This window comes from Thermostichus sp. MS-CIW-41 (assembly GCF_054058915.1).
This window is the reverse complement of sequence record NZ_JBSSBO010000056.1, coordinates 1-18,224: the sequence shown is the minus strand read 5'-3', so window position 1 is coordinate 18,224 and position 18,224 is coordinate 1. Positions and strand designations below refer to the sequence as shown.

Genomic DNA, 18,224 nt, shown 5'->3' with positions numbered 1-18,224 from the left:
CACATGGCCGGCACTGCGTTTTTAAAGGGCGTCGGCTACGGTCGGCGCTATCCTTCCCCGCTCTGAAGGACGGGGCTTGCCGCGCCTTTTGGTCAACTCAAGACAATTGGGCAGCAACGGCTTTTAGCAGGCGTTTCTGGTCAACGGGCTTCGTCAGATAGGCATCGGAGCCAAAACATAGCCCCTGTTCAATCTCTTCGGGATAGATTTTCGAGGAGAGAAAGACGAAGGGGATGTGAGCTGTAGACTGATCCCATCTCAGGGCATCCAGCACCCCATAGCCGTTCAGCTTGGGCATCACCACATCGCACAACACCAAGTCGGGCATCAGGGTGCGCACCATCTGCAAGCCCTCTTCTCCATCGGTGGCCGCCACCGTGTCGTACCCCGCTCGTTGCAACACCTTCTGCAGATAGGTGCGAATAGAGGGTTCGTCTTCAATCACCAGGATGCGTTTGGACATAACTTTGTAAAAAATTAAACAAAGACCTGGCCCAACCTGTCGGGCCTACTGTCCGCCTTCCCGGAGCCAGAGAGATCCGAGTTGATGCAAGAACAAGTCGAAGAACTACAGCTGCAGCATAGGGAAACTCTGGAAAAAAAAACTCCGCCAAATCGCTCATTCTGGGATCTCCCTGCTCTGCAAAAATCCTGATAGAGTGCGGAACAACTTTCCTCATCCGCAGATTTGCGGTTATGCCAGAAACCCCCCTCCTCCTTTGGGAGAAGTGAAGGCAGCCTATTCCGAAGTCAGTTGACGTTCCATCAGGCGGGTGAGGGCGGCGGTGGGGGTGGTCTGCCCTTGCAACAACAGATGCACTTCCTGGGTGATGGGCACCTGAATGCCGTGCTGGGCAGCGATCTCGACCACGACGGGAGCGGTGTAAACCCCTTCGGCGGTGCCCTCGATCTCCGCCAAAATCTGCGACAAGGGTTGGCCCTGGCCTAGCCCGTAGCCCACTCGGTAGTTGCGGCTCAAGCGGCTGTGGCAGGTGGCCAGCAGATCCCCCAACCCCGACAGGCCGTTGAAGGTTTCTGCCCGTGCCCCCAGCTTAGATCCCACCCGGATCATCTCTGCCAGGCCGCGGGTAACCAGAGCCGCACGGGCATTGGCCCCCAGTTGCAAGCCATCACACACGCCAACAGCGATGGCGATAACATTTTTCAGGGTGCCGCCTAGCTCCACTCCCAGCGGATCGCTGCTGGTATAGAGGCGGAACCGCTCCGAGGAAAGGGCATACTGCACCTGCACAGCGGCCCAGGGATCCCGGCTGGCCACCACTGCCGCTGCCGGCAAGCCTTGGCGGATCTCCGCCGAAAGATTAGGCCCCGAAAGCACCACCAGGGGCTGCTCCGGGAAAGTGGCCCCCCAGATTTGGGTAGGGGTCAGAAGCTGCAGTGGATCCAACCCTTTGGTGGCCGAGACCAAAATTGCCTGCGGCGGGATCCCCACTTGGCGCACCGCTTCCACCACAGGGCGTACCCCCGCCATAGAGACGGCTGAGATGAGGATTTGGGATCCCTGGAGCACTTCTGCCAAATCCAGGCCCTTGCGGCGATTCCAAACCCGCACCCGGTGCCCTTGCCCCTGAGCCAGCATCGCCAGGGTACTTCCCCAAGCCCCGGCTCCCAAAATGGCAACGCTTTGCGGGGATGTTGGGCTTTGGCCTTCTGCGCTAGTGTTCATCTAATCTGTTCACCCGCAGACTTTCTCTTAAGCTTTCTTCGTAGGATGCCTCTCAAAAAGCCTGCGCCGGCAAAGGGAAGACCGGCGACAAAGGTTAGTATGGGTGGATACCAAATCATGGGTTAGCTCGAGAGCAGACGACATGGCAGAAGCAGGGATCCCCCGCCTTCCTCCTGAGGTAGCTGCCAAAATGGGAACCTGGCAGCACGGGTATGCCCTTACCAATGGCATTCAACTGCACTACGTCACCCAAGGGGAAGGGGAGCTGGCGATCTTGTTGCACGGTTTCCCGGAGTTTTGGTACTCCTGGCGGCATCAGATTCCGGTGTTGGCGCAGCGGTTTCGCGTGGTGGCACCCGACATGCGCGGCTACAACGATTCCGACAAACCGGATCACGGCTATGACCTGGATACCCTTACCGAGGATATTCGCGGCTTGCTGAGCCACTTTGGGGCTCAGAGGGCGGTGGTCGTAGCCCACGATTGGGGGGGAGCCATTGCCTGGCACTGGGCGCAATTTTTTCCTGAGGAGATTCGCAAGCTGGCCGTCCTCAATTCTCCCCATCCGGCCTGCTTTCGCCGGGAATTCTTGAGCAACTTGGATCAACTGCGCCGCAGTTGGTACCTGTTCTTTTTTCAGTTGCCTTGGCTGCCAGAGTGGGTGCTGCAGTGGGATTTGGGAGATTGGGTGCGCCGCATTTTCCAGGAAACCTCGGTGCGCAAAAGCGCCTTCACCCGCCACGACCTCAAGCTCTACCAAGAGGCCCTCTCCAAACCCAAGGTTCTCACCTCTGCCCTCAACTACTACCGCCAGCTGTTTAACCTGCCCACCTTGCAGAACCTGTTTTTGCAGCCCATGCGGCAGATCCTCGCCCCCACCCTGCTGATTTGGGGAGAAGAAGACTTTGCCCTCAGCCGCGAGCTAACTGAGGGGATGGATCCCTTTTTCCCCAACGGCCTGCGCAAGGAGTACATCCCCGAATGCGGCCATTGGGCGCAGCAGGAAGCTCCGCAAACGGTCAATCGGCTGCTGATGGAGTTTCTCTAGTGGGCCGGGCTTGGGATCCGCTCTTTACCATCTTCAAGGGTTGACCCTAGAATAATCCACTGAATTCTACGGGAGAACCGGCATGGCCCTGGAGTATCCATCCCATCTGCGCTACGTGGACACCCACGAGTACATCCATGTTGAGGATGATATTGCGGTGATTGGGATCACAGCTTATGCCGTCGATCAACTGGGGGATATCGTTTTCGTGGGCTTGCCCGAAGAAGGGACAGAGATTGAAAAAGGGGAAAGCTTTGGCTCGGTAGAATCGGTCAAAGCCGTCGAAGATCTCTATGCCCCTCTTTCTGGAGAGGTGGTAGCCGTGAATACAGCGGTGGTGGAGAGCCCCGAAAGCCTTGCCGACGATCCCTATGGCGATGGCTGGCTGATCAAGGTGCGCATTGCCAACCCCGAAGATCTCGAGGACACCATGAGCGCCGAAGCCTACGCCAGTTTGGTGGAGGGATCCTAAACTCCAGCAGTTGGCCCTGAACTACAGCAAAGTCTCTCGGTTACCCCCCTCAGCTTTGGCTTGGTAGAGGGCCTTGTCGGCAGCAGCCAGCAGACTTTGTGGGTCAGTTCCCTCTCCCAGCTCCAGCAGAGAGGCAATGCCCACGCTGCAGCTCAGGGAGATGGTCTCCGCTTCCACCTGCACCGACAGGGACTGGACGGCCTGCCGCAAGCGTTCTGCCAGCCCTAGGATCTGCGAGTTCGGGATCCCGCGCACCAGCAGGGCAAACTCATCGCCCCCCAAGCGGGCCACCAGATCGTCTTGGCGAACGTGAGCTTGCAATCGCCGCGCCACCTGGATTAAGGTTTGATCCCCAGCCCAGTGCCCCCAGCGGTCGTTGATTTGCTTAAACCCATCCAAATCCAGATAGAGCACGTAGAGGGGAATGCGATGGCGAAGGGCAAAGGGGATCTCCAGCTCCAGTTGCTCCAGGAAAAAACGTCGGTTATGCAAGCCGGTCAGCGGGTCGTGGAGGGCGGCAGTGGCCATTTGCAAAAAGAAGGCTTCTTCTGCCGCGTTGTAGTAGGCAAACTTGAGGGTGCTGGCCCCCACTTGAATGTAATCTCCATCCTTCAGGAGAACGCGGCTGATGCGCTCGCCGTTGACATAAGTGCCGTTGAGGCTCTCCAGGTCGGTGAGAACATAACCCTCACTTTCTCTTTCCAGCCGACAGTGCTGCCGGGAGACGGCGTGATCCAAGAGCTGAATGTCCGCGCAGTGGCTGCGCCCCAAAACTCCACCCCTCGCCAAGGGAAACGTCATGCCCACATTGGCGCCGCTGAGCACCGTTAGAAAGGCCGCAGTTGCCTCAGGCTGGGGTCTGCGCTCGTAAAACTCCAAGGGGATCTGAGTGGTTGGCTCCTCTGGCAACTGAGAGAGAGGGTCGAGAGGCATGGAGAGGCCCAACGAATTGTGCGGGTTAGCAGTAAGCACTCGTTATATCCGTATTATGTCGGTTTTCCCCAGGCCGTGTTTGGGTGAGCGAGGGATGTCTCGCCGGTTCTGATCTGTAAACTTGCGGAACTCTGGAGTTTATCGTATACCATCGCACGCGGTGAGGCCCTCAGTTGAGAGCTACGCGAGGATTCCATCCCGCCTGCGCGGTTGTATCGGCCAGCTGTGGGAAGAAGCTCAATGGCAAACCCCAATTTCCCCAGGATCCCAAGTATTTTTCGGGATAACTCAAAAAACGGGTTCGGTTTGCCCCTCGTTCCCTGATTTCGAGAAGAGGCTCTCTCCTCTATGTCCTACAGATCCTCTGACTTCTGAAGAGTCGCCGAGGCGGCCTAGAATGGGTCTGGGATCCCTGAGAGGAGGAGTGGGGCATGATCAGGCCCAATTCTGCCCATCTATTGACTCCGGATTTTCGCCTCAGCCTGTCGGTGTTGGCTTTGGCGGTGCCGCTGTTCTGGCTTTCGTTTTGGGCGGGGCTGGGGGTGGGTCTGTTCGGCCTGTTTTTGATGGTGCAGACCTCTCTGATCGGGCTGGCCTTTACCAGGACGGCGCTGCAGGTCTACAGCGGCTCCAGGCGCATCCGCGAGTTCCCCTACAGCGAGTGGCAGGATTGGCAAATTTTCTGGCCGCCGCTGCCGGTGTTGTTCTTTTTTCGAGAAACCCGGAGCATTCATTTTTTGCCGATGCTGTTTAACCCTGCCGAGCTAAAGATGTGTTTGGAAGAGCGGGTGGGCCATCTCCACGCCCAACATCGGTCTCAAGGATCCCCGCCGATTGCTGGTCCGGGTAGCTCCCGCCGATGAGTGGCTCCGCCTTGTGGGTTTGGCAGCAGGCAGAGAGATGGCGCTGGCTGGAGTGTCAGCTTTTGGCGGAGTGGCCTCACGCTTTTGGCTCTCGCCAAGGTCATCCCCATCCCCCATCTCAGTTGGCCGCTCGGCTGCAACTGCCCCCTGAACAGGCCGCGTGGGGCCATCAGGTGCATGGCTGCAACTGGGTTTGGGCAGATGGGATCACGGAAACCCTTGGACAGAAGGGAGAGCAGGACTGCTCTGCTGGTCAAGGGATCTCTACCCGTTCTCAGGCGGATGCGGTCATTGCCCGCCGCCAAGGGGATTCTGCCTGGGTCTGCACCGCTGACTGTGTGCCGATTTTGGTGGCCAGTCGAGAATGGGTGGCGGCCATTCACGCCGGGTGGAGAGGCACTGCTGCGGGGATCTTGTCCAAGGTGCTGCAGGAGTTTTTACAGGCGGGGATCCCTGCTGCTGGGATCCGCGTGGCCATCGGGCCTTCCATTTCGGGATCGGTCTATCAGGTGTCAGAGGAGGTGGCGGAGCAGGTGCTGCAAAGCCTACCCCCAGGGCTGGATGCCCGCGCCGCCCTGTTGCCCGATCCTCTGCCCGGCAAGGTTCGCCTGGATCTGCGCTGGGTCAACGGTGCCCAAGCCCAAGCCCAAGGGATCCCCCCTGAACACATTGCCGTCAGCCCCCATTGCACCCTCAGCCAGCCCCAAGATTTCTTTTCCTATCGCCGCGATGGATCCCTGAAGGATGAGCAGGGCCGTCATTGCGTGCAGTGGTCGGGAATCGGCCTGCGGTCGTAGGCAGACTTGACCCAGTTCTGCCCGGAGGAACGGGAAGTAGTGGCTATAATTGCGCTCAAGACAGGGCTGATACATTTACGCTGAACACTGCTGAACATCACTGTTCAACTATGCAGCGATAGCATTCTGTTTGTTTCCAAACAGAATGGCGGTATCCCGCAAAGCTTTGAGTAGAATACCCAAAGCGCAGTTTCCGTGTCGTCTTACTACCAATTTTCTGCTTTGCTTTGGCTACCATGTTGGCAGACTCGAAAGTAAACAGAAAGATCAACTGGTAGTAATCCGTACTGAACATATTATACATTATTTTCAGTATAGTTGAGCTTATTATTGACTAGAGTCATGCTCTATCTAACTACTGGAGATCCCATGGTTTACCGCGCTGTTTTCTGGGGATTAGCTGGGATGGCTTTGGCTTTCTCTCTCGCTTTCCTTGAGGAGGCTAACGCTCAAACCTCGCTGACTGGCATCAACCGTGACAGCGTACTGCAGCTGAACCTTGGGTCGGGACGCAGCCTCCCTCGGGTACCTGTGGGCGGTTCAGGTTCTGAGGAGGGCCGGGATCCTGCTGCTCCCTCGGCGCAGATGTGGGCAGAGTGGCATATTCGCGCCAATGTCTGTACCGGAAACCTATCCACAGAAGAACTGGCGGAGCTGTTTCCATTGGTGAATCAAGCTCTAGTGGATGCCGTTTGCCGGGGAGGAAGTTAAAGGTTGCCCAGGCTGGCGGTAAGGTGAAGAAGGAGCCTCTAGGTCGCTGCTGCATGGATTTTGAGAAACTTTTGGAGGAATGGGTTGCAGCCTTTGCCCAAGTGGCCGAAGAAAGTTTGGCCTCTTTGGAGACTGCCCTGATGGAGCTGGCAGAGCACTTGGCTGTGCCTTTACAGGAAACCCTTAGGCAGTGGGAAGCCCTCTGGAATCTGGAGGAGGAAGTGGAGCTGGAGCCTGAGCCAGAACCCTTTGAGGAAACCCTCAACCCTTCTGGCGAATCTTTCACCACCAGTCGTTTCTTCGTCAGCCCGATAGGATTTGGGGGTGTGGTTGTTTACACTTACGTGGCTTCGCCGCCAGAATACATCGGGGATCCCACCTGCCGCTACAATGCCCATTCTCCAGAGTTGCGCTGCGCCGTCAACCCCTGCGGCCCCTGTGAGGGCTGTCCCCACTATGAGCCCCGGAATGAGCCCCGATGAAGGGTGACCGCCTGATTGTTGCGCTGGATACCTCTTCTCAAGAGCAGGCTTTGAAGTGGGTGGACTCTTTGCCGCAGGTGCTGTGGTGGAAGGTGGGTCTGGAGTTGTTCACTGCTGCGGGTTTTCCCATTCTGCAGGCTCTCAAGGAAAGGGGCAAGCGCATTTTCCTGGATTTGAAGCTGCACGACATTCCCCACACGGTGGGGAGGGCTACGGCGGTGGCCGTCAGCTATGGAGTGGATCTGCTCACCGTCCATGCTGCCGGTGGCAGTGCCATGTTGCGGGCAGCCGTGGCAGCCGCCCAGGGCAGTTCTTGTCGACTATTGGCGGTTACCCTCTTAACCAGCATCAGCCCCCCGCAGGTGCGACAGGAACTGGGCATCGAGATGGATCCCGCCGACTACGTGTTGCATTTGGCCCGGCTGGCTCAAGCTCAAGGCTTTACTGGACTGGTTTGCTCTCCTCAGGAGGTCTCGCGGTTGCGCCAAGCTTTGGGGCCGGAGGTTTTGCTGGTTACTCCCGGGATCCGTCTGGGCCAAGCCAAGGCGGGGGATGGAGAGGAGGATCAACAGCGCATCTGTACGCCCGACGAAGCTCTGCGGGCAGGAGCCGATTATTTGGTGGTGGGCCGCCCCATCACCGCTTCTCCCGATCCCGTGGCCGCCTTGCGGCGCTTCCAAGCCTCATGGGATGCTGCCGGGTGAGGGTGTGGGGAGATGCCCGATGTTATTGGGGTAGTTCTGTAATGCAACGACGCCGTAGGCTTGTGCAGTGGATCCCTGAAAAAAGGCCGGCTGGATCCGGCAGGAGATGTTGGCTAGGAGTCGGTTTGTCGGTGGTTTTGGGCCTGGTCAGCACTCCTGGGCGCGTTAGGGGTGCGGAGCATTTCGTTCCGGCAAGAGGGGAAACTTGCCTGGCTGCTCCTCAGGTTTGGGCTGAGGCTCTAACGGAGCAGTTGCCTTTGTTTCTCAATCTGGCCTTGAGCCGCTCCCGCTCTGAGTTTCAGGTTGTGCTGGTGGGGAAGCCGGAGGTTGAAATGCTCTCTCCAGGGTCTCCGGCCCGCTTACGCCAACAGGAGCTGGCTCCGGTTTTGCCGGACACCGCAACTGCTGTTTCGCCAGAAGCTTTTCGGCTGTATTTCACCACGCTGGAGCGCCGCTTGGTCTTGCCCCAACACCCCCAAAAGGAGGGCAACTCCTTGGCCGGTCGGCGCAGCGAAACCCTGCAACTGGCCTACGAGGCTTATGTTCTGCGGGCTGCTCCTGGGGATCCCTGGCGGTTGGTGCGTCTGCAGGTAACCGGATCGGGGATCCCCATTCGCGATGTAACGAATGGACTCACTGCCCAGGCCATCCGCCGCTGGCAACAGTCGGGTTGCCCCTTGACGGGCGATCTAGAGTTGACTAGACCTTCTCTCTAGCGGCGCGGAGCGCTTTGCGTCAGCATGAGTGCGGGAGTATGTCACGCGGGGAGATTCTCTTTTGGAAGTAACGAAAGGGCACTTTTTCTCCCCAACCGGCCAAGAGTAGAGGGCGTCGGATGTTCTGCTGCCGGTCGAGGGCCCACCCCGTGTAGGGATAGTGTTCTGCACTGCTCATGCGAACAGGCTAGGGTTTACCCATGAAGTTTCCCCCCGCCACACCCCGCCCGGGCAAGCGGCTGCCCCGCGGCTCATTTCCCCGCCTGAGCTCCTCCAACAGGGACAACCATCGCCTTCGGCGTTTGGTCGGTTTTGGTTTCATGGGCCACTGGCTGCTATGGGGAGGGATGGGCCTTCTTTTGGGGCAGCGACTCCGCTCTTGGGGGCAACCGGCTCCTCTGCAGTGGTGGCGCGTTTTGCCGGTGAGCGGTTCTGAGGGATCCCTGACTTTTGTCCAACCGGAACTGCCTCTCTACCACTCGTTCGCGTCAGTGGTGCGGAGCACTTTTGCAGACGGGCTACTGCCCTGGTTGGCTCAGGGAACCGGGATCTCGGCTGAAGGGATCCTGCACATCTTCTCAGCTATGGCCTGCTTGGCCATTCTGCTGTTGTGCTGGAGCTGGGGCAACTTCTGGAGTGCCGGTCTATGGGGACTCAGCCCCTGGGTGTTGACCCAAGGGTTGGAGCCGGGCAGCGAGATTTTGGGCAGCCTGGTTTTGCTTTGCAGTTGTGGTGTTGGGCCGGGATCCACCTTGCGCTGGTGGGGTCTGGCCTTAGCTTGTGCCCTGTCTTATAAGGTTTGGCCCTTGGCTCTGCTCTGGGCGGGGCTGTGGACGAGCCAGCAGTGGCCACGGCAACCGTTGCGTTCGCGTCAGCAGTGCGGGGCATCAGGACTGCTTTTGCTGCTGCTGGTGATGGGTTTTTCCTGGTTGGGACGGATTGATTGGCCAGCTACCTCTGCTGAGGTGACTCCCCATCCTCTCAGCTCCCAAGGTGGCTTGGCCGTTTTGGCTACTTTGATGCTGCCCTTGGGGTTGAGCTTGGTGCGGTTGGGCTGGCCTTGGGCGGAACGGCAGCAAGCCCTGCTCAGCTTGGCCGGTTTGGGCCATGTCCTCTGGATGGGGGCGCTGGCGACATGGTTTTGGGATCCCCAAGTGAACACCCTGCAGCAAAGTGCTCGCTGGGGTTTGGTGGTGCTCCCCTTCCTATGCCTGAGCGCCGGCGGCGTCTTGGCTGAGATCCCCTACCGGAGCTGGCGGCGGGTTTTGGGATCCCTACTCCTGGGCAGTTCTTTCTTGTTATCGTGGCAGGCATTGGCCTAAGGTATTCTTTCTCTTGCTTGCCATGACCCAGACCTCGTCCGCATCGGCACCGCGTAGCACTTCGCGGCCCTTGTTGCAAACCCTTTTTGCCCAACGGGCTCAGGCTGTGATCCCTTCTCCTTTCGGGGCGGAGATCCCAGGGGCGGTGCCAGTGGTTACCAGTTTTACCTTTGGGCTGGCGGATCCGCGCCTGTTTCCCAAGGCCGACTTGGCGCGGGCCACGGCGGAGGTGTTGGCAGAGGATGGGGACAATGCCCTCAATTACGGCGGCACGTTTGCCGGGCTGATCGACGTGGTGCTGCAGTTGATGCGGGATAGAGGGGTAGAGGCCCAGCCGGAAAACCTACTGATCGGCTATGGCTCTGGGCAGATCCTCGGCCTGTTGCCTCAGGTCTTCGTGGAGCCGGGGGATGTAGTCATTGTGGAAGGGCCCACCTTCATGGGGGCTGTCAGCCGTTTTGCGGCGGCAGGAGCGCGTCTGATCTCGATCCCGGTGGATGGGGAAGGCATGGTGGTGGATCGCCTGGAAGAGGTGCTGCGCGATCTGGCTCGCCAAGGGATCCGCCCCCGATTTGTCTATACCATTCCCACCTTCCAAAACCCCAAAGGCTGCACCCTCTCTGGGCCACGGCGGCAGAAATTGGTGCAGTTGGCAGCTGAGTACGGTGTGGTGGTGGTGGAGGACGAGGCCTACTACGACCTGCGCTTTGCCGGGGATCCCTTGCCCAGCTTGGCTTCCCTGGATCAGGAAGGCTGGGTTCTGCACGTGGGCACCTTCTCCAAGATTGTGGTGCCGGGAGTACGGGTGGGCTGGGCCTGTGGTCACCCTGAGATCATCCGCCGCCTGGAGATGTTTCGCAGCGAGGGATCCCTGGGGCCCTTTTTGGGCCGGGTGGTGGCCCGCTATTGCGGGGAGGGCCGTCTGCAAAGCCACATTCAACTCCTCACCCGTCGCTACCGAGAAAAGTGCCAGGTGATGCTGGAGGCCATCGCTCAATATTTTCCGCCCGAAGTCAAGGTGGAGGCCCCTGGGGGTGGATTTTTCGTCTGGTGTGAGCTGCCCCCTTCCCTAAGCGCCAGCACCTTGTTGCAGGCTACTCGCGCCCTGGGGGTCACCTTCCTGCCGGGCACCCACTGCTTTGCCGACGGCCAAGGAGACCATGCTCTGCGCCTGGCCTTCAGCTACCAACCAGAAGAGCGCATTGTCAGCGGCATCCAGATTATTGGGGAGCAACTGCACAGACTGATGCACTCTCGCGTCACCTGCTCCCCACAGCCTTAGCCATGCGCCGGAAAAATTGCCCAACGCCCTTCACCAGGTTGGGTGCAGCTTCTGGACGAGCCGGGATCCCGGCCATGAGGGTGTAGTAGTCATCCAAGAGGGTGTGCTCTTCTGGAGAGACCGTGTTGTCCGCGATCATCAGGTTGCCGATTGCTCCCAAAAGTTGCATGCGCTCGGTTTCGCTGGCCTGGGCAAGATAATCGGCCATCCAGCGCTCGGTTTGCTCCATCGGGATGGGCTCTTGGATCAGCTAGAAATCGCGGGAGCCCCGCACTGTACCCGTAGGGTCGGTGTCGAGAGGAAAGTCCGCCTCCATGGTTATAATTGTACTGCGGACACCAGAAACGGTTGTTTAAGGCACTGGTAACGGTCGATTGGGGGTGCTGTAAACCACCCCAGAGGCTCGTGGTTGGCTTGCCAACTGCAGGGCTACCGAAAGCCCGCCCTGTACTGCGAAGGTCAGGGTCGGGTAGTTTACTTCTCGCAGCTCGGTATCGTGCTCCAAACCATAGCGGCGCAGCAGGGATCCCAAGTAGGCCAATTCCTGGGGTTCCAAATGCCCATCGGCCCAAGCAGAGCCGGCCACAATTTTGAGCATGAGCTGATGTTGAGTTGTGGGGTTCATGGTGGGATCCCTTGCTGAGAACTGTTGTCGCTACGCGACACTTCTGCGAACGTGTCAGGGGGCCAGAGGCCTTAGAGGCTGCAGAGTTGAGGGGATGAACAGCTTAACTATAGCCAGACCTTGGGTGAGCCATCTGCATTCGCGCCAGCGGTGCACAGCCCTTTTTGCGGCTAGAATCGTTATCTGTATTCACGGACACTGAGCTATTCGCGATAGCGGGACGGAGTCCTTTTTCTCGCCCTTTCTTGCAATGCTAAGCGCCTCTCCTTACCAATTGGATCTTGCCATTCTGGCCCCAGGTCGGCTGTACCGCGGCAGCGGCATTCTGGAAGCTGTGCCCCTTACGGTACTGGGATCCCGCGTGCTGGTGATCGGGGGGGAACGCTCCTTGGCTGTGGTTGAGTCCCCTCTGCAGCGCAATTTCGCCCGGGATCCCGCCCTCCAAGTTCACTGGACTACCTACGGGGTAGACTGCAGCGAGTCGGAGCTGGCGCGTTTGCAGGCGCTGGCCACGGCGGAGTCCACAACCGGCATCTTGGGGGTAGGCGGGGGCAAGGCTCTGGATACGGCCAAGCTGGTGGCCCACCGGCTGCGGATCCCCGTGGTTACCGTGCCCACCTCTGCTGCCACCTGTGCCGCCTGGAGTGCCCTATCCAATATCTACTCCAACAGCGGCGCTTTTCAGCGGGATGTGGCCTTGGATCAGGCCCCAGCCGCCTTGATCTTGGACTACGACCTCATTCGTCAGGCTCCCCCTCGCACCTTGGTAGCCGGGATCGGAGATGCCTTGGCTAAGTGGTACGAGTCTTCCGTCAGCAGCGGCGCATCGGAAGATGCCCTGGTGATTGGCGCTGTGCAGCAGGCCCGCGTCCTGCGGGATTTGCTCCTCCAGCAATCGGCGGCGGCCTTGAGGGAGCCGGGCGGAACTGCTTGGAAACAGGTGGTGGATGCCTGCATCTGCCTGGCGGGGATCGTCGGCGGCATGGGTGGGGCTAAGTGTCGCACCGTGGCCGCCCACGCTGTCCACAACGGGCTAACCCACTTGTCGGGGCACCGGGCCACCCTGCACGGCGAGAAGGTGGCTTTCGGCATTTTGGCCCAGCTCCGCCTAGAAGAGATCCTGCAGGGAAGCCAGTTGGCGCTGGCAGCACGTACCCAGTTGCTGGAGTTCTACCGCCAGGTGGGGCTGCCCCTCAACTTGCGGGATCTCAAGCTAGGTCACTTGGGATCCGCCGACCTGCTGCATGCTGCCCAAGTGGCCTGCCAGCCAGGATCCGACATCCACCACCTGCCCTTCCCCGTCAGTCCAGAAGCCCTGTTGGTGGCCCTTACCACCACAGACCTGACCAGCTCCAGCCCTGTTCTCCCTCGGCTGTAAGTCCTGGCAGAGGATATCTGTCTGCTATCCAACTCCGCCGGTACGGGCCTGGGTCGGCATTGTGGGCAGGCGGGCTTCGCCGTAGGCTCCAGAGGTGGCGCCCACCAAGATCAAGGCTCCGCCCATCCAAGTCCACCCATCCGGGATCTCGGCAAACACCCAAAACCCGATTAGGCTGGCCCAGAGCAGACGGGAGAAATCCAGAGGCAGCAGCATCGTCACCTCAGCCAGCTTGTAGGCCTGGGCGAGGGCCACCTGGCCAATGCTGCCCAGTAGCCCCATGGCCACCATCCACAGCCACTGCTCAGGAGAAGGCCAGGTCCAAACCCAGACGGCAGCCAGAAAGGAAAGGGGGGTCTGCAGCAGGCCCATGTAGGCCGTAATCGTGAGGCTGGACTCGGTGCGGGAGAGGATCTTGAGCACGATGGTCACCCAGGCAAAGAGTGCTGCCGCCCCCAAGGCCAGCCCTGTTCCCAGAGAAAACTCTCGGAAGCCTGGCCTCAACATCACCAAAGCCCCGGCAAACCCCAGGCCCAATCCCAGCCAGCGGGACGAGCGCATCTGCTCGCCCAACACCCATACCGCCATCGTGCCGGCAAACAAAAGTTGAACAAAGCTCAGCGCCGTAGCTTCTGCCAGAGGCAACAGGCTGGCTGCCCAAAAGGAGAGCAACATCCCCACCGTGCTGATCGCCGAGCGCAGGAGGTAAAACTCCATCTTGGCGGTGTGCAGAGACTGGATCCCAGCCCGCAACACCAGCGGCGACAGGGCGAGAAACCCGAATAGGTTGCGCAAAAACACAATCTGAAAGGGGTGAAGGGCGGGAGTGTTGAGCCGGATGATCGCGCCTAAACAGGCAAAGCAAGCAGTGGCCAGCAGCTTCAGGGCAACTCCTTGCCAGAGCCTTATTTTTCCCCACTCTGCAAAGCGGCTCAGCTGGTGGCGATACCACATCTCCAAAGTCACAGCTCACACCCAAATGGTTTAGGCACTAAGTTTTCAGCCTTGAACTCTCAGCTTAAACGGACTTCCAGGGATCCGAACTGCGCCCCTGGGCACTCCTTGCTGCCCACCGGCCCCCCTGATTCCCAGGGGGAAAAAGATGGGGATCCCAAGACATGGCCATTTCAAGTAGCCATGAAACAACTCACCCCGTCGCTCCATAGCTCCCCTCTCTCTTTGGGAGAGGGGCTGGGGGTGAGGGCGTGGAACCTCTAGGTTTGCTTGAGAATCTCTTTCAAGTAGCCGATGACCGTTTCCGGCTTGAGATGGGCCATACAGGGATGACCCTCCACCAGGCAGGTTTCGTTTTTGAACTTGTTCTCTGCGCAGACCCGGCACTTGTAGGCGGTTTGGGTGAGATAGACGTGGGGCAGACGAGGAGCCCATAGCCGTACTGGGCTGGCCCCATCTCCATCGGCATCGTTGCCAAACAGGGCAATGGTAGGGCAGCCCACCGCCGCCGCAATGTGCATCGGCCCCGCATCCACGGAGATACACACCCGCGCCCGCTTCAGGGCCCCCGCCAGCTCCATGAGGCTGGTTTTGCCCCGCAGGTCAACCATTCCTGTTTGGGCCAGCAGTTCGTCTTCGCTGCTGCCGCCGTGGTAGAGGGATCGCTGCAGCTCCGGCGCGCTGCCGATTAGCCCCACCTGCAGGCCCTGGCCTTGGCACCACTGGATCACCTGCCGCCAGTACTCCAGAGGCCACATCTTGGCGCGGCGGGTAGTGGTGATGTGCACCAAGACCTCTGGCACCGGAAAACCGGGATCCCGGCTGGGCAGCTCCAGGCGGAAAAAATCCGTCTCCACGTACGCCAGGCGACAGAAGATTTCGGCGATGTAGTTGCTGGTGAGGATCCCTTTGTAGCGCTGCAGAAACTCCAGGCCGTTCCAGTCGTCATCCTGGAGCATGCGCTGCACCGGGTCGGAGCCGGGGTCCAACTTGCGGCGAAAATCCAGAGTCAAGCCGGCCCCGGCAATGTACTGGGGGCGCAGGGCCGTTACCGCCACCAGGTTGAGCTCGCTAAACTCGTCGCAATTGATGGCCAAGTCGTAGGGGCCGGCCTGGGTCACCCGTTCTCGCACAGCAGCGGTCAGGGCCTCGAGGTAATCGGGACGACGGCTGTAGAGAGGAAAGCTGAAGTCGATGTAGGGGCAGTGGAGCTCAAAGTCGCGGGTAATCTCGCTGCCAAAAAAATCCAGCACACAGCCGGGGTATTTTTCCTTGAGGCCCCGCAACAGCGGGATGGTAACCACAAAATTGCCCACCTTGCTGGAGGAAAACACCGCCAGGTGGGGATGTTCCCGCAGAGGTTGGTTGGCAAACCGTTGCATAAGGCTGGGATCCCCAGGAAGATATCAACCCCGCTGGAGGTGGTGCGGGTGGTGCAGACAGAGCACTTTTGCTAGGCTAGCATTCCTCTGTCCTGTGCTTTGATGGCCATGCTGGGATCCCTGGGCCTCAGGGGAGACTGGCTTGGCTGCCATCCCAGATGACCACCACAGCAAAGCGATCCAGAAAGCCATCTGTCGCATTCATCTGGCGCAGACTAAAAGCATCTTCGGCGGAAATCACCAGGTCGTAGCCCAGGGTGCGGATGGCACGAATGCGGTGAGGCCGTTCCCCGATGCGGTTCACCAGTGAGCGGGCCTGCTCTTCCGAGGTGGCATAGGCAGCTGTGCCCTCGCTGCCCACAAAGGCCGCGTTGAGGTCTTGGCCAAGAGTAACGGGGGTATAGACTTGATTGCCATCGGGATCAAACAAGCGCATTGACTGGCTAGGCAAGAAATCTAAGCCCCGCGCATCCACAATCAACCCTGTCACTTGCGGTTCCCGCCGCTGGGATCCCGCCTCCAGACCCGTTCCGCCCCCTGGCCCTTGGCCTGTGCCCACCCCTGAGCCAGGACTGGCTCCGCGCACCCCACTCTGGCCGCTGCCCGGCCCGATCACTTCCCCCTGCCGGGATCCAGAGCCACTGCCGCCAGGGCTGGTGCCGAACTGCCGCAACAGATCCAGATCGAAAACCGGGCCTTCTGCCACTTCTCCATGGCCGGGTTGGGCCGGCTGGACTTTTGGATCGGCTTGATCTGTTTGTGGGAGCGGAACAGAATCCTGGGTTACTGGACGCCAGGGCGTTGCTTCAGAAGCGGGCAGGGTAGGGGATCCCCCTTGCAAGCGGTAAAGGGGAGGAAACAGCGTTTGGGCATCCACAGCTTCCACCGGCAAGACCGGCCCCGCCAGCAGGATCCCCAGTGCTGCCCAGCTCACTTGGATCCGTATGCCTTGAATCCTATACTTCCACCACCTCATGCCCACACCTCTTGGCCTCAAAACCTGCGGCCCGCTCGGCAACCGCTCATCCTCCCCCATGTTATCCAGGCAGGGCCGGTTCGGCAGGGGATCCCGCGCAGTCTTCCCCTTGGCTTGAGAGCAGCTGGGGCTCCTGGCCTCTCCCTAAAGGTGGGTCGGAGAACAAGAGATTGATCCCCAGCGATCCCCAGGGTCTTGACCGACAGGCAAAAATACGCAAACATGGGTTCATCATTCTTGATGATCCCCGTTGATCCCCACCTGTGGTCATCAGCGGCTGGAGAGCCCGAGGCAAGCCGATACATCAGCAGGTTCAAGGTTGTCCTCAGAACCACAAGCTGGGGTAGGCCCATAGGACAAAAGCTGGAGCATTGCACGAAGCCCGATTTGTCGAAGACAGGAGACCCCGACCATGCCACAAGAGCGGATCCCGTTGGAAGAAATGACCATCCGGCAGTTGCGGGAAGAAGCTGCCCGCTATCAGATCCCCAAGTACAGCCGCATGACCAAAGACCAGCTGATTGAGGCCATTCGAGAGGCCCAAGTCAAAGCTGGCCGCCCTGTCGATGCCATGCCGGAGCCCAAGGGGCAAGAATCGGTCACCCAAACGAAGTTTAGGGGTCAAGAGGTTGCCGGCAAGACGGATCTGGCCGATGTGGACAAAGGGCTGGGGGATCTGCCGGAGGGCTATGGGGAAAGCCGCATTGTTTTGCTGCCGCGGGATCCCCAGTGGGCCTACGCCTATTGGGATGTGCCCAACGAGGCTAAAGAAAGCAAGCGCCGCGAGGGCGGCCAACAGTTGGCGCTGCGCCTCTACGATGTGACGGATATCGATTTCAGCTACCAGCCGGCCCACAGCATGCAGGAGTACCCCTGTGACGAGTTGGCGCGGGAGTGGTATTTGCCGATCCCGGTGAGCGATCGTTCCTACATTGTGGAGATCGGCTACCGGACGGCAGATGGCCGCTGGCTGATGTTGGCCCGCTCGGCTGCAGTGATGGTGCCGCCGGTCTATCCCTCCGACTGGTTTGAAGAGCACTTCCTGACGGTGCCCTTCGATATGGCCCTGCAGGGCCGCACCCTCTACCAGCTCAGCGAGCCTTACAAGCGCAGCGCCACCGGCATGGGTGTGGTGGCCTACAAGGGCGATGAGCCGCAGCAGGGTGCCACGGTCGATCCCTTCCTGGAAATGGTGGGTGGCTTTGAGGCGATGCGGGTGGCGGGATCCCTGTTTGGCAGCCACCAGATGGGCAGCCGCCAATTGGTGCCCGAGCAGGCCATCAGCTCGTTTATCATCCCCTCGGGTGTGGGCATGATGGGGATGGCCATGGCGGAGGTGCCCGCTGCTCCCTGGATGGCTTCAGGATCCGGCCTGGGCCTGTTCTCGGGGGCTTCCGAAGTGCTGCCGCAGCGCTCTCGCAAGTTCTGGTTGGTGGCCGATGCCGAGCTGATTGTCTATGGGGCCACAGAGCCGGATGCCACCGTTACCATTGGCGGGCGCAAGATCCAGCTCAACCCCGATGGCACCTTCCGCTTCCACATGGCCTTCCCAGACGGCAACATCGACTTCCCCATCTTTGCGGTGGCTGCCGATGGCGAGCAAAACCGGGAGATCCACATGACCTTCGACCGCCGCACCCTCTCCCGCCGCACCAACACCAAAGAAGAGGCCATCGAAGAGTTGTTGCCCTGAAGGATCCAACCTTTCCCTTCTTGCCCCCTGGAGCTGGCCGGGGGGCTTTCTTTCCTGGGCTGGAGAGCTTGACTCCAGCCATCAAAACAGGGGATCCCAGCCCTAGGAGAGCATGACTCTAGTCAATAATAAGCTCAACTATACTGAAAATAATGTATAATATGTTCAGTACGGATTACTACCAGTTGATCTTTCTGTT

At 59.6% G+C, this 18,224-nt stretch carries 19 protein-coding genes; 11 read left to right on the top strand and 8 right to left on the bottom strand.

Annotated elements, in window-relative coordinates:
* Positions 1-97: 97 nt before the first annotated feature.
* Complete coding sequence (locus ACVWXE_RS12810) at positions 98-463, bottom strand: response regulator (protein ID WP_457490486.1); 366 nt, start codon at positions 461-463, stop codon at positions 98-100.
* Between the two features lie 276 nt (positions 464-739).
* Positions 740-1,687 (bottom strand): NAD(P)H-dependent glycerol-3-phosphate dehydrogenase, encoded by a 948-nt coding sequence (locus ACVWXE_RS12805; protein WP_011432015.1) that lies wholly within the window; start codon positions 1,685-1,687, stop codon positions 740-742.
* Between the two features lie 142 nt (positions 1,688-1,829).
* Here ACVWXE_RS12805 and ACVWXE_RS12800 point away from each other — a divergent pair, with 142 nt between their 5' ends.
* A complete protein-coding gene (locus ACVWXE_RS12800; RefSeq protein WP_414331097.1) occupies positions 1,830-2,735 on the top strand; it encodes an alpha/beta fold hydrolase in 906 nt (301 codons plus the stop codon).
* A gap of 82 nt (positions 2,736-2,817) precedes the next feature.
* Positions 2,818-3,207 carry a glycine cleavage system protein GcvH gene (gene gcvH, locus ACVWXE_RS12795; RefSeq protein ID WP_011432013.1) on the top strand — a complete coding sequence of 130 codons (390 nt, stop codon included), beginning with the start codon at positions 2,818-2,820 and terminating at the stop codon, positions 3,205-3,207.
* Between the two features lie 21 nt (positions 3,208-3,228).
* Here gcvH and ACVWXE_RS12790 read toward each other — a convergent pair whose 3' ends face one another.
* On the bottom strand, positions 3,229-4,140 hold the full coding sequence (locus ACVWXE_RS12790) for a diguanylate cyclase (protein WP_457490485.1): 912 nt from the start codon (positions 4,138-4,140) through the stop codon (positions 3,229-3,231).
* A 431-nt stretch (positions 4,141-4,571) separates the two neighbouring features.
* On the opposite strand from ACVWXE_RS12790, the gene ACVWXE_RS12785 reads away from it, so the two are divergent.
* The 7 genes from ACVWXE_RS12785 (at position 4,572) to ACVWXE_RS12755 (ending at position 11,017) form a co-directional block, all read left to right on the top strand.
* A complete protein-coding gene (locus ACVWXE_RS12785; protein WP_414332116.1) occupies positions 4,572-5,003 on the top strand; it encodes a DUF3119 family protein in 432 nt (143 codons plus the stop codon).
* On the top strand, positions 5,000-5,800 hold the full coding sequence (pgeF, locus tag ACVWXE_RS12780) for a peptidoglycan editing factor PgeF (protein ID WP_457490484.1): 801 nt from the start codon (positions 5,000-5,002) through the stop codon (positions 5,798-5,800). Before ACVWXE_RS12785 ends, pgeF begins: the two co-directional genes overlap by 4 nt.
* Before the next feature lie 764 nt (positions 5,801-6,564).
* Complete coding sequence (locus tag ACVWXE_RS12775; RefSeq protein ID WP_369791761.1) at positions 6,565-6,993, top strand: DUF6464 family protein; 429 nt, start codon at positions 6,565-6,567, stop codon at positions 6,991-6,993.
* Positions 6,990-7,697 carry an orotidine-5'-phosphate decarboxylase gene (gene pyrF, locus ACVWXE_RS12770; protein WP_414407434.1) on the top strand — a complete coding sequence of 236 codons (708 nt, stop codon included), beginning with the start codon at positions 6,990-6,992 and terminating at the stop codon, positions 7,695-7,697. Before ACVWXE_RS12775 ends, pyrF begins: the two co-directional genes overlap by 4 nt.
* 131 nt (positions 7,698-7,828) lie before the next feature.
* Positions 7,829-8,413 carry a hypothetical protein gene (locus ACVWXE_RS12765; protein WP_414344494.1) on the top strand — a complete coding sequence of 195 codons (585 nt, stop codon included), beginning with the start codon at positions 7,829-7,831 and terminating at the stop codon, positions 8,411-8,413.
* Positions 8,414-8,613: 200 nt separating this feature from the next.
* Complete coding sequence (locus ACVWXE_RS12760; protein WP_457473520.1) at positions 8,614-9,735, top strand: hypothetical protein; 1,122 nt, start codon at positions 8,614-8,616, stop codon at positions 9,733-9,735.
* Between the two features lie 22 nt (positions 9,736-9,757).
* A complete protein-coding gene (locus ACVWXE_RS12755; RefSeq protein ID WP_457490483.1) occupies positions 9,758-11,017 on the top strand; it encodes an aminotransferase-like domain-containing protein in 1,260 nt (419 codons plus the stop codon).
* Here the strand turns inward: ACVWXE_RS12755 and ACVWXE_RS12750 are convergent.
* Together ACVWXE_RS12750 and ACVWXE_RS12745 are read right to left on the bottom strand one after the other, a co-directional pair.
* Positions 10,995-11,246 carry a hypothetical protein gene (locus ACVWXE_RS12750; protein WP_457395888.1) on the bottom strand — a complete coding sequence of 84 codons (252 nt, stop codon included), beginning with the start codon at positions 11,244-11,246 and terminating at the stop codon, positions 10,995-10,997. The genes ACVWXE_RS12755 and ACVWXE_RS12750 overlap by 23 nt on opposite strands.
* A 123-nt stretch (positions 11,247-11,369) precedes the next feature.
* The gene (locus ACVWXE_RS12745) at positions 11,370-11,642 is read right to left on the bottom strand and encodes a tellurite resistance TerB family protein (RefSeq protein WP_041436116.1); all 273 of its coding nucleotides are present in this window, start codon (positions 11,640-11,642) and stop codon (positions 11,370-11,372) included.
* 250 nt (positions 11,643-11,892) lie between these two features.
* Between ACVWXE_RS12745 and ACVWXE_RS12740 the strand changes: the two genes are divergently transcribed.
* Positions 11,893-13,020: an iron-containing alcohol dehydrogenase family protein gene (locus ACVWXE_RS12740; protein WP_457490482.1), complete on the top strand. Its 1,128-nt coding sequence runs from the start codon at positions 11,893-11,895 to the stop codon at positions 13,018-13,020.
* A gap of 24 nt (positions 13,021-13,044) precedes the next feature.
* Here the strand turns inward: ACVWXE_RS12740 and ACVWXE_RS12735 are convergent, their stop codons facing one another.
* From ACVWXE_RS12735 to ACVWXE_RS12725, 3 genes are all read right to left on the bottom strand, one after another.
* Complete coding sequence (locus ACVWXE_RS12735; protein ID WP_238376852.1) at positions 13,045-13,986, bottom strand: DMT family transporter; 942 nt, start codon at positions 13,984-13,986, stop codon at positions 13,045-13,047.
* A 248-nt stretch (positions 13,987-14,234) separates the two neighbouring features.
* Complete coding sequence (locus ACVWXE_RS12730) at positions 14,235-15,356, bottom strand: glycosyltransferase family 9 protein (protein ID WP_011432002.1); 1,122 nt, start codon at positions 15,354-15,356, stop codon at positions 14,235-14,237.
* Between the two features lie 127 nt (positions 15,357-15,483).
* Complete coding sequence (locus ACVWXE_RS12725) at positions 15,484-16,290, bottom strand: hypothetical protein (protein WP_148202674.1); 807 nt, start codon at positions 16,288-16,290, stop codon at positions 15,484-15,486.
* Between the two features lie 454 nt (positions 16,291-16,744).
* Here ACVWXE_RS12725 and ACVWXE_RS12720 point away from each other — a divergent pair, with 454 nt between their 5' ends.
* Positions 16,745-18,025, top strand: coding sequence for a DUF4912 domain-containing protein (locus ACVWXE_RS12720; protein WP_457490481.1), 1,281 nt, complete (start codon positions 16,745-16,747; stop codon positions 18,023-18,025).
* Positions 18,026-18,224: the final 199 nt, after the last annotated feature.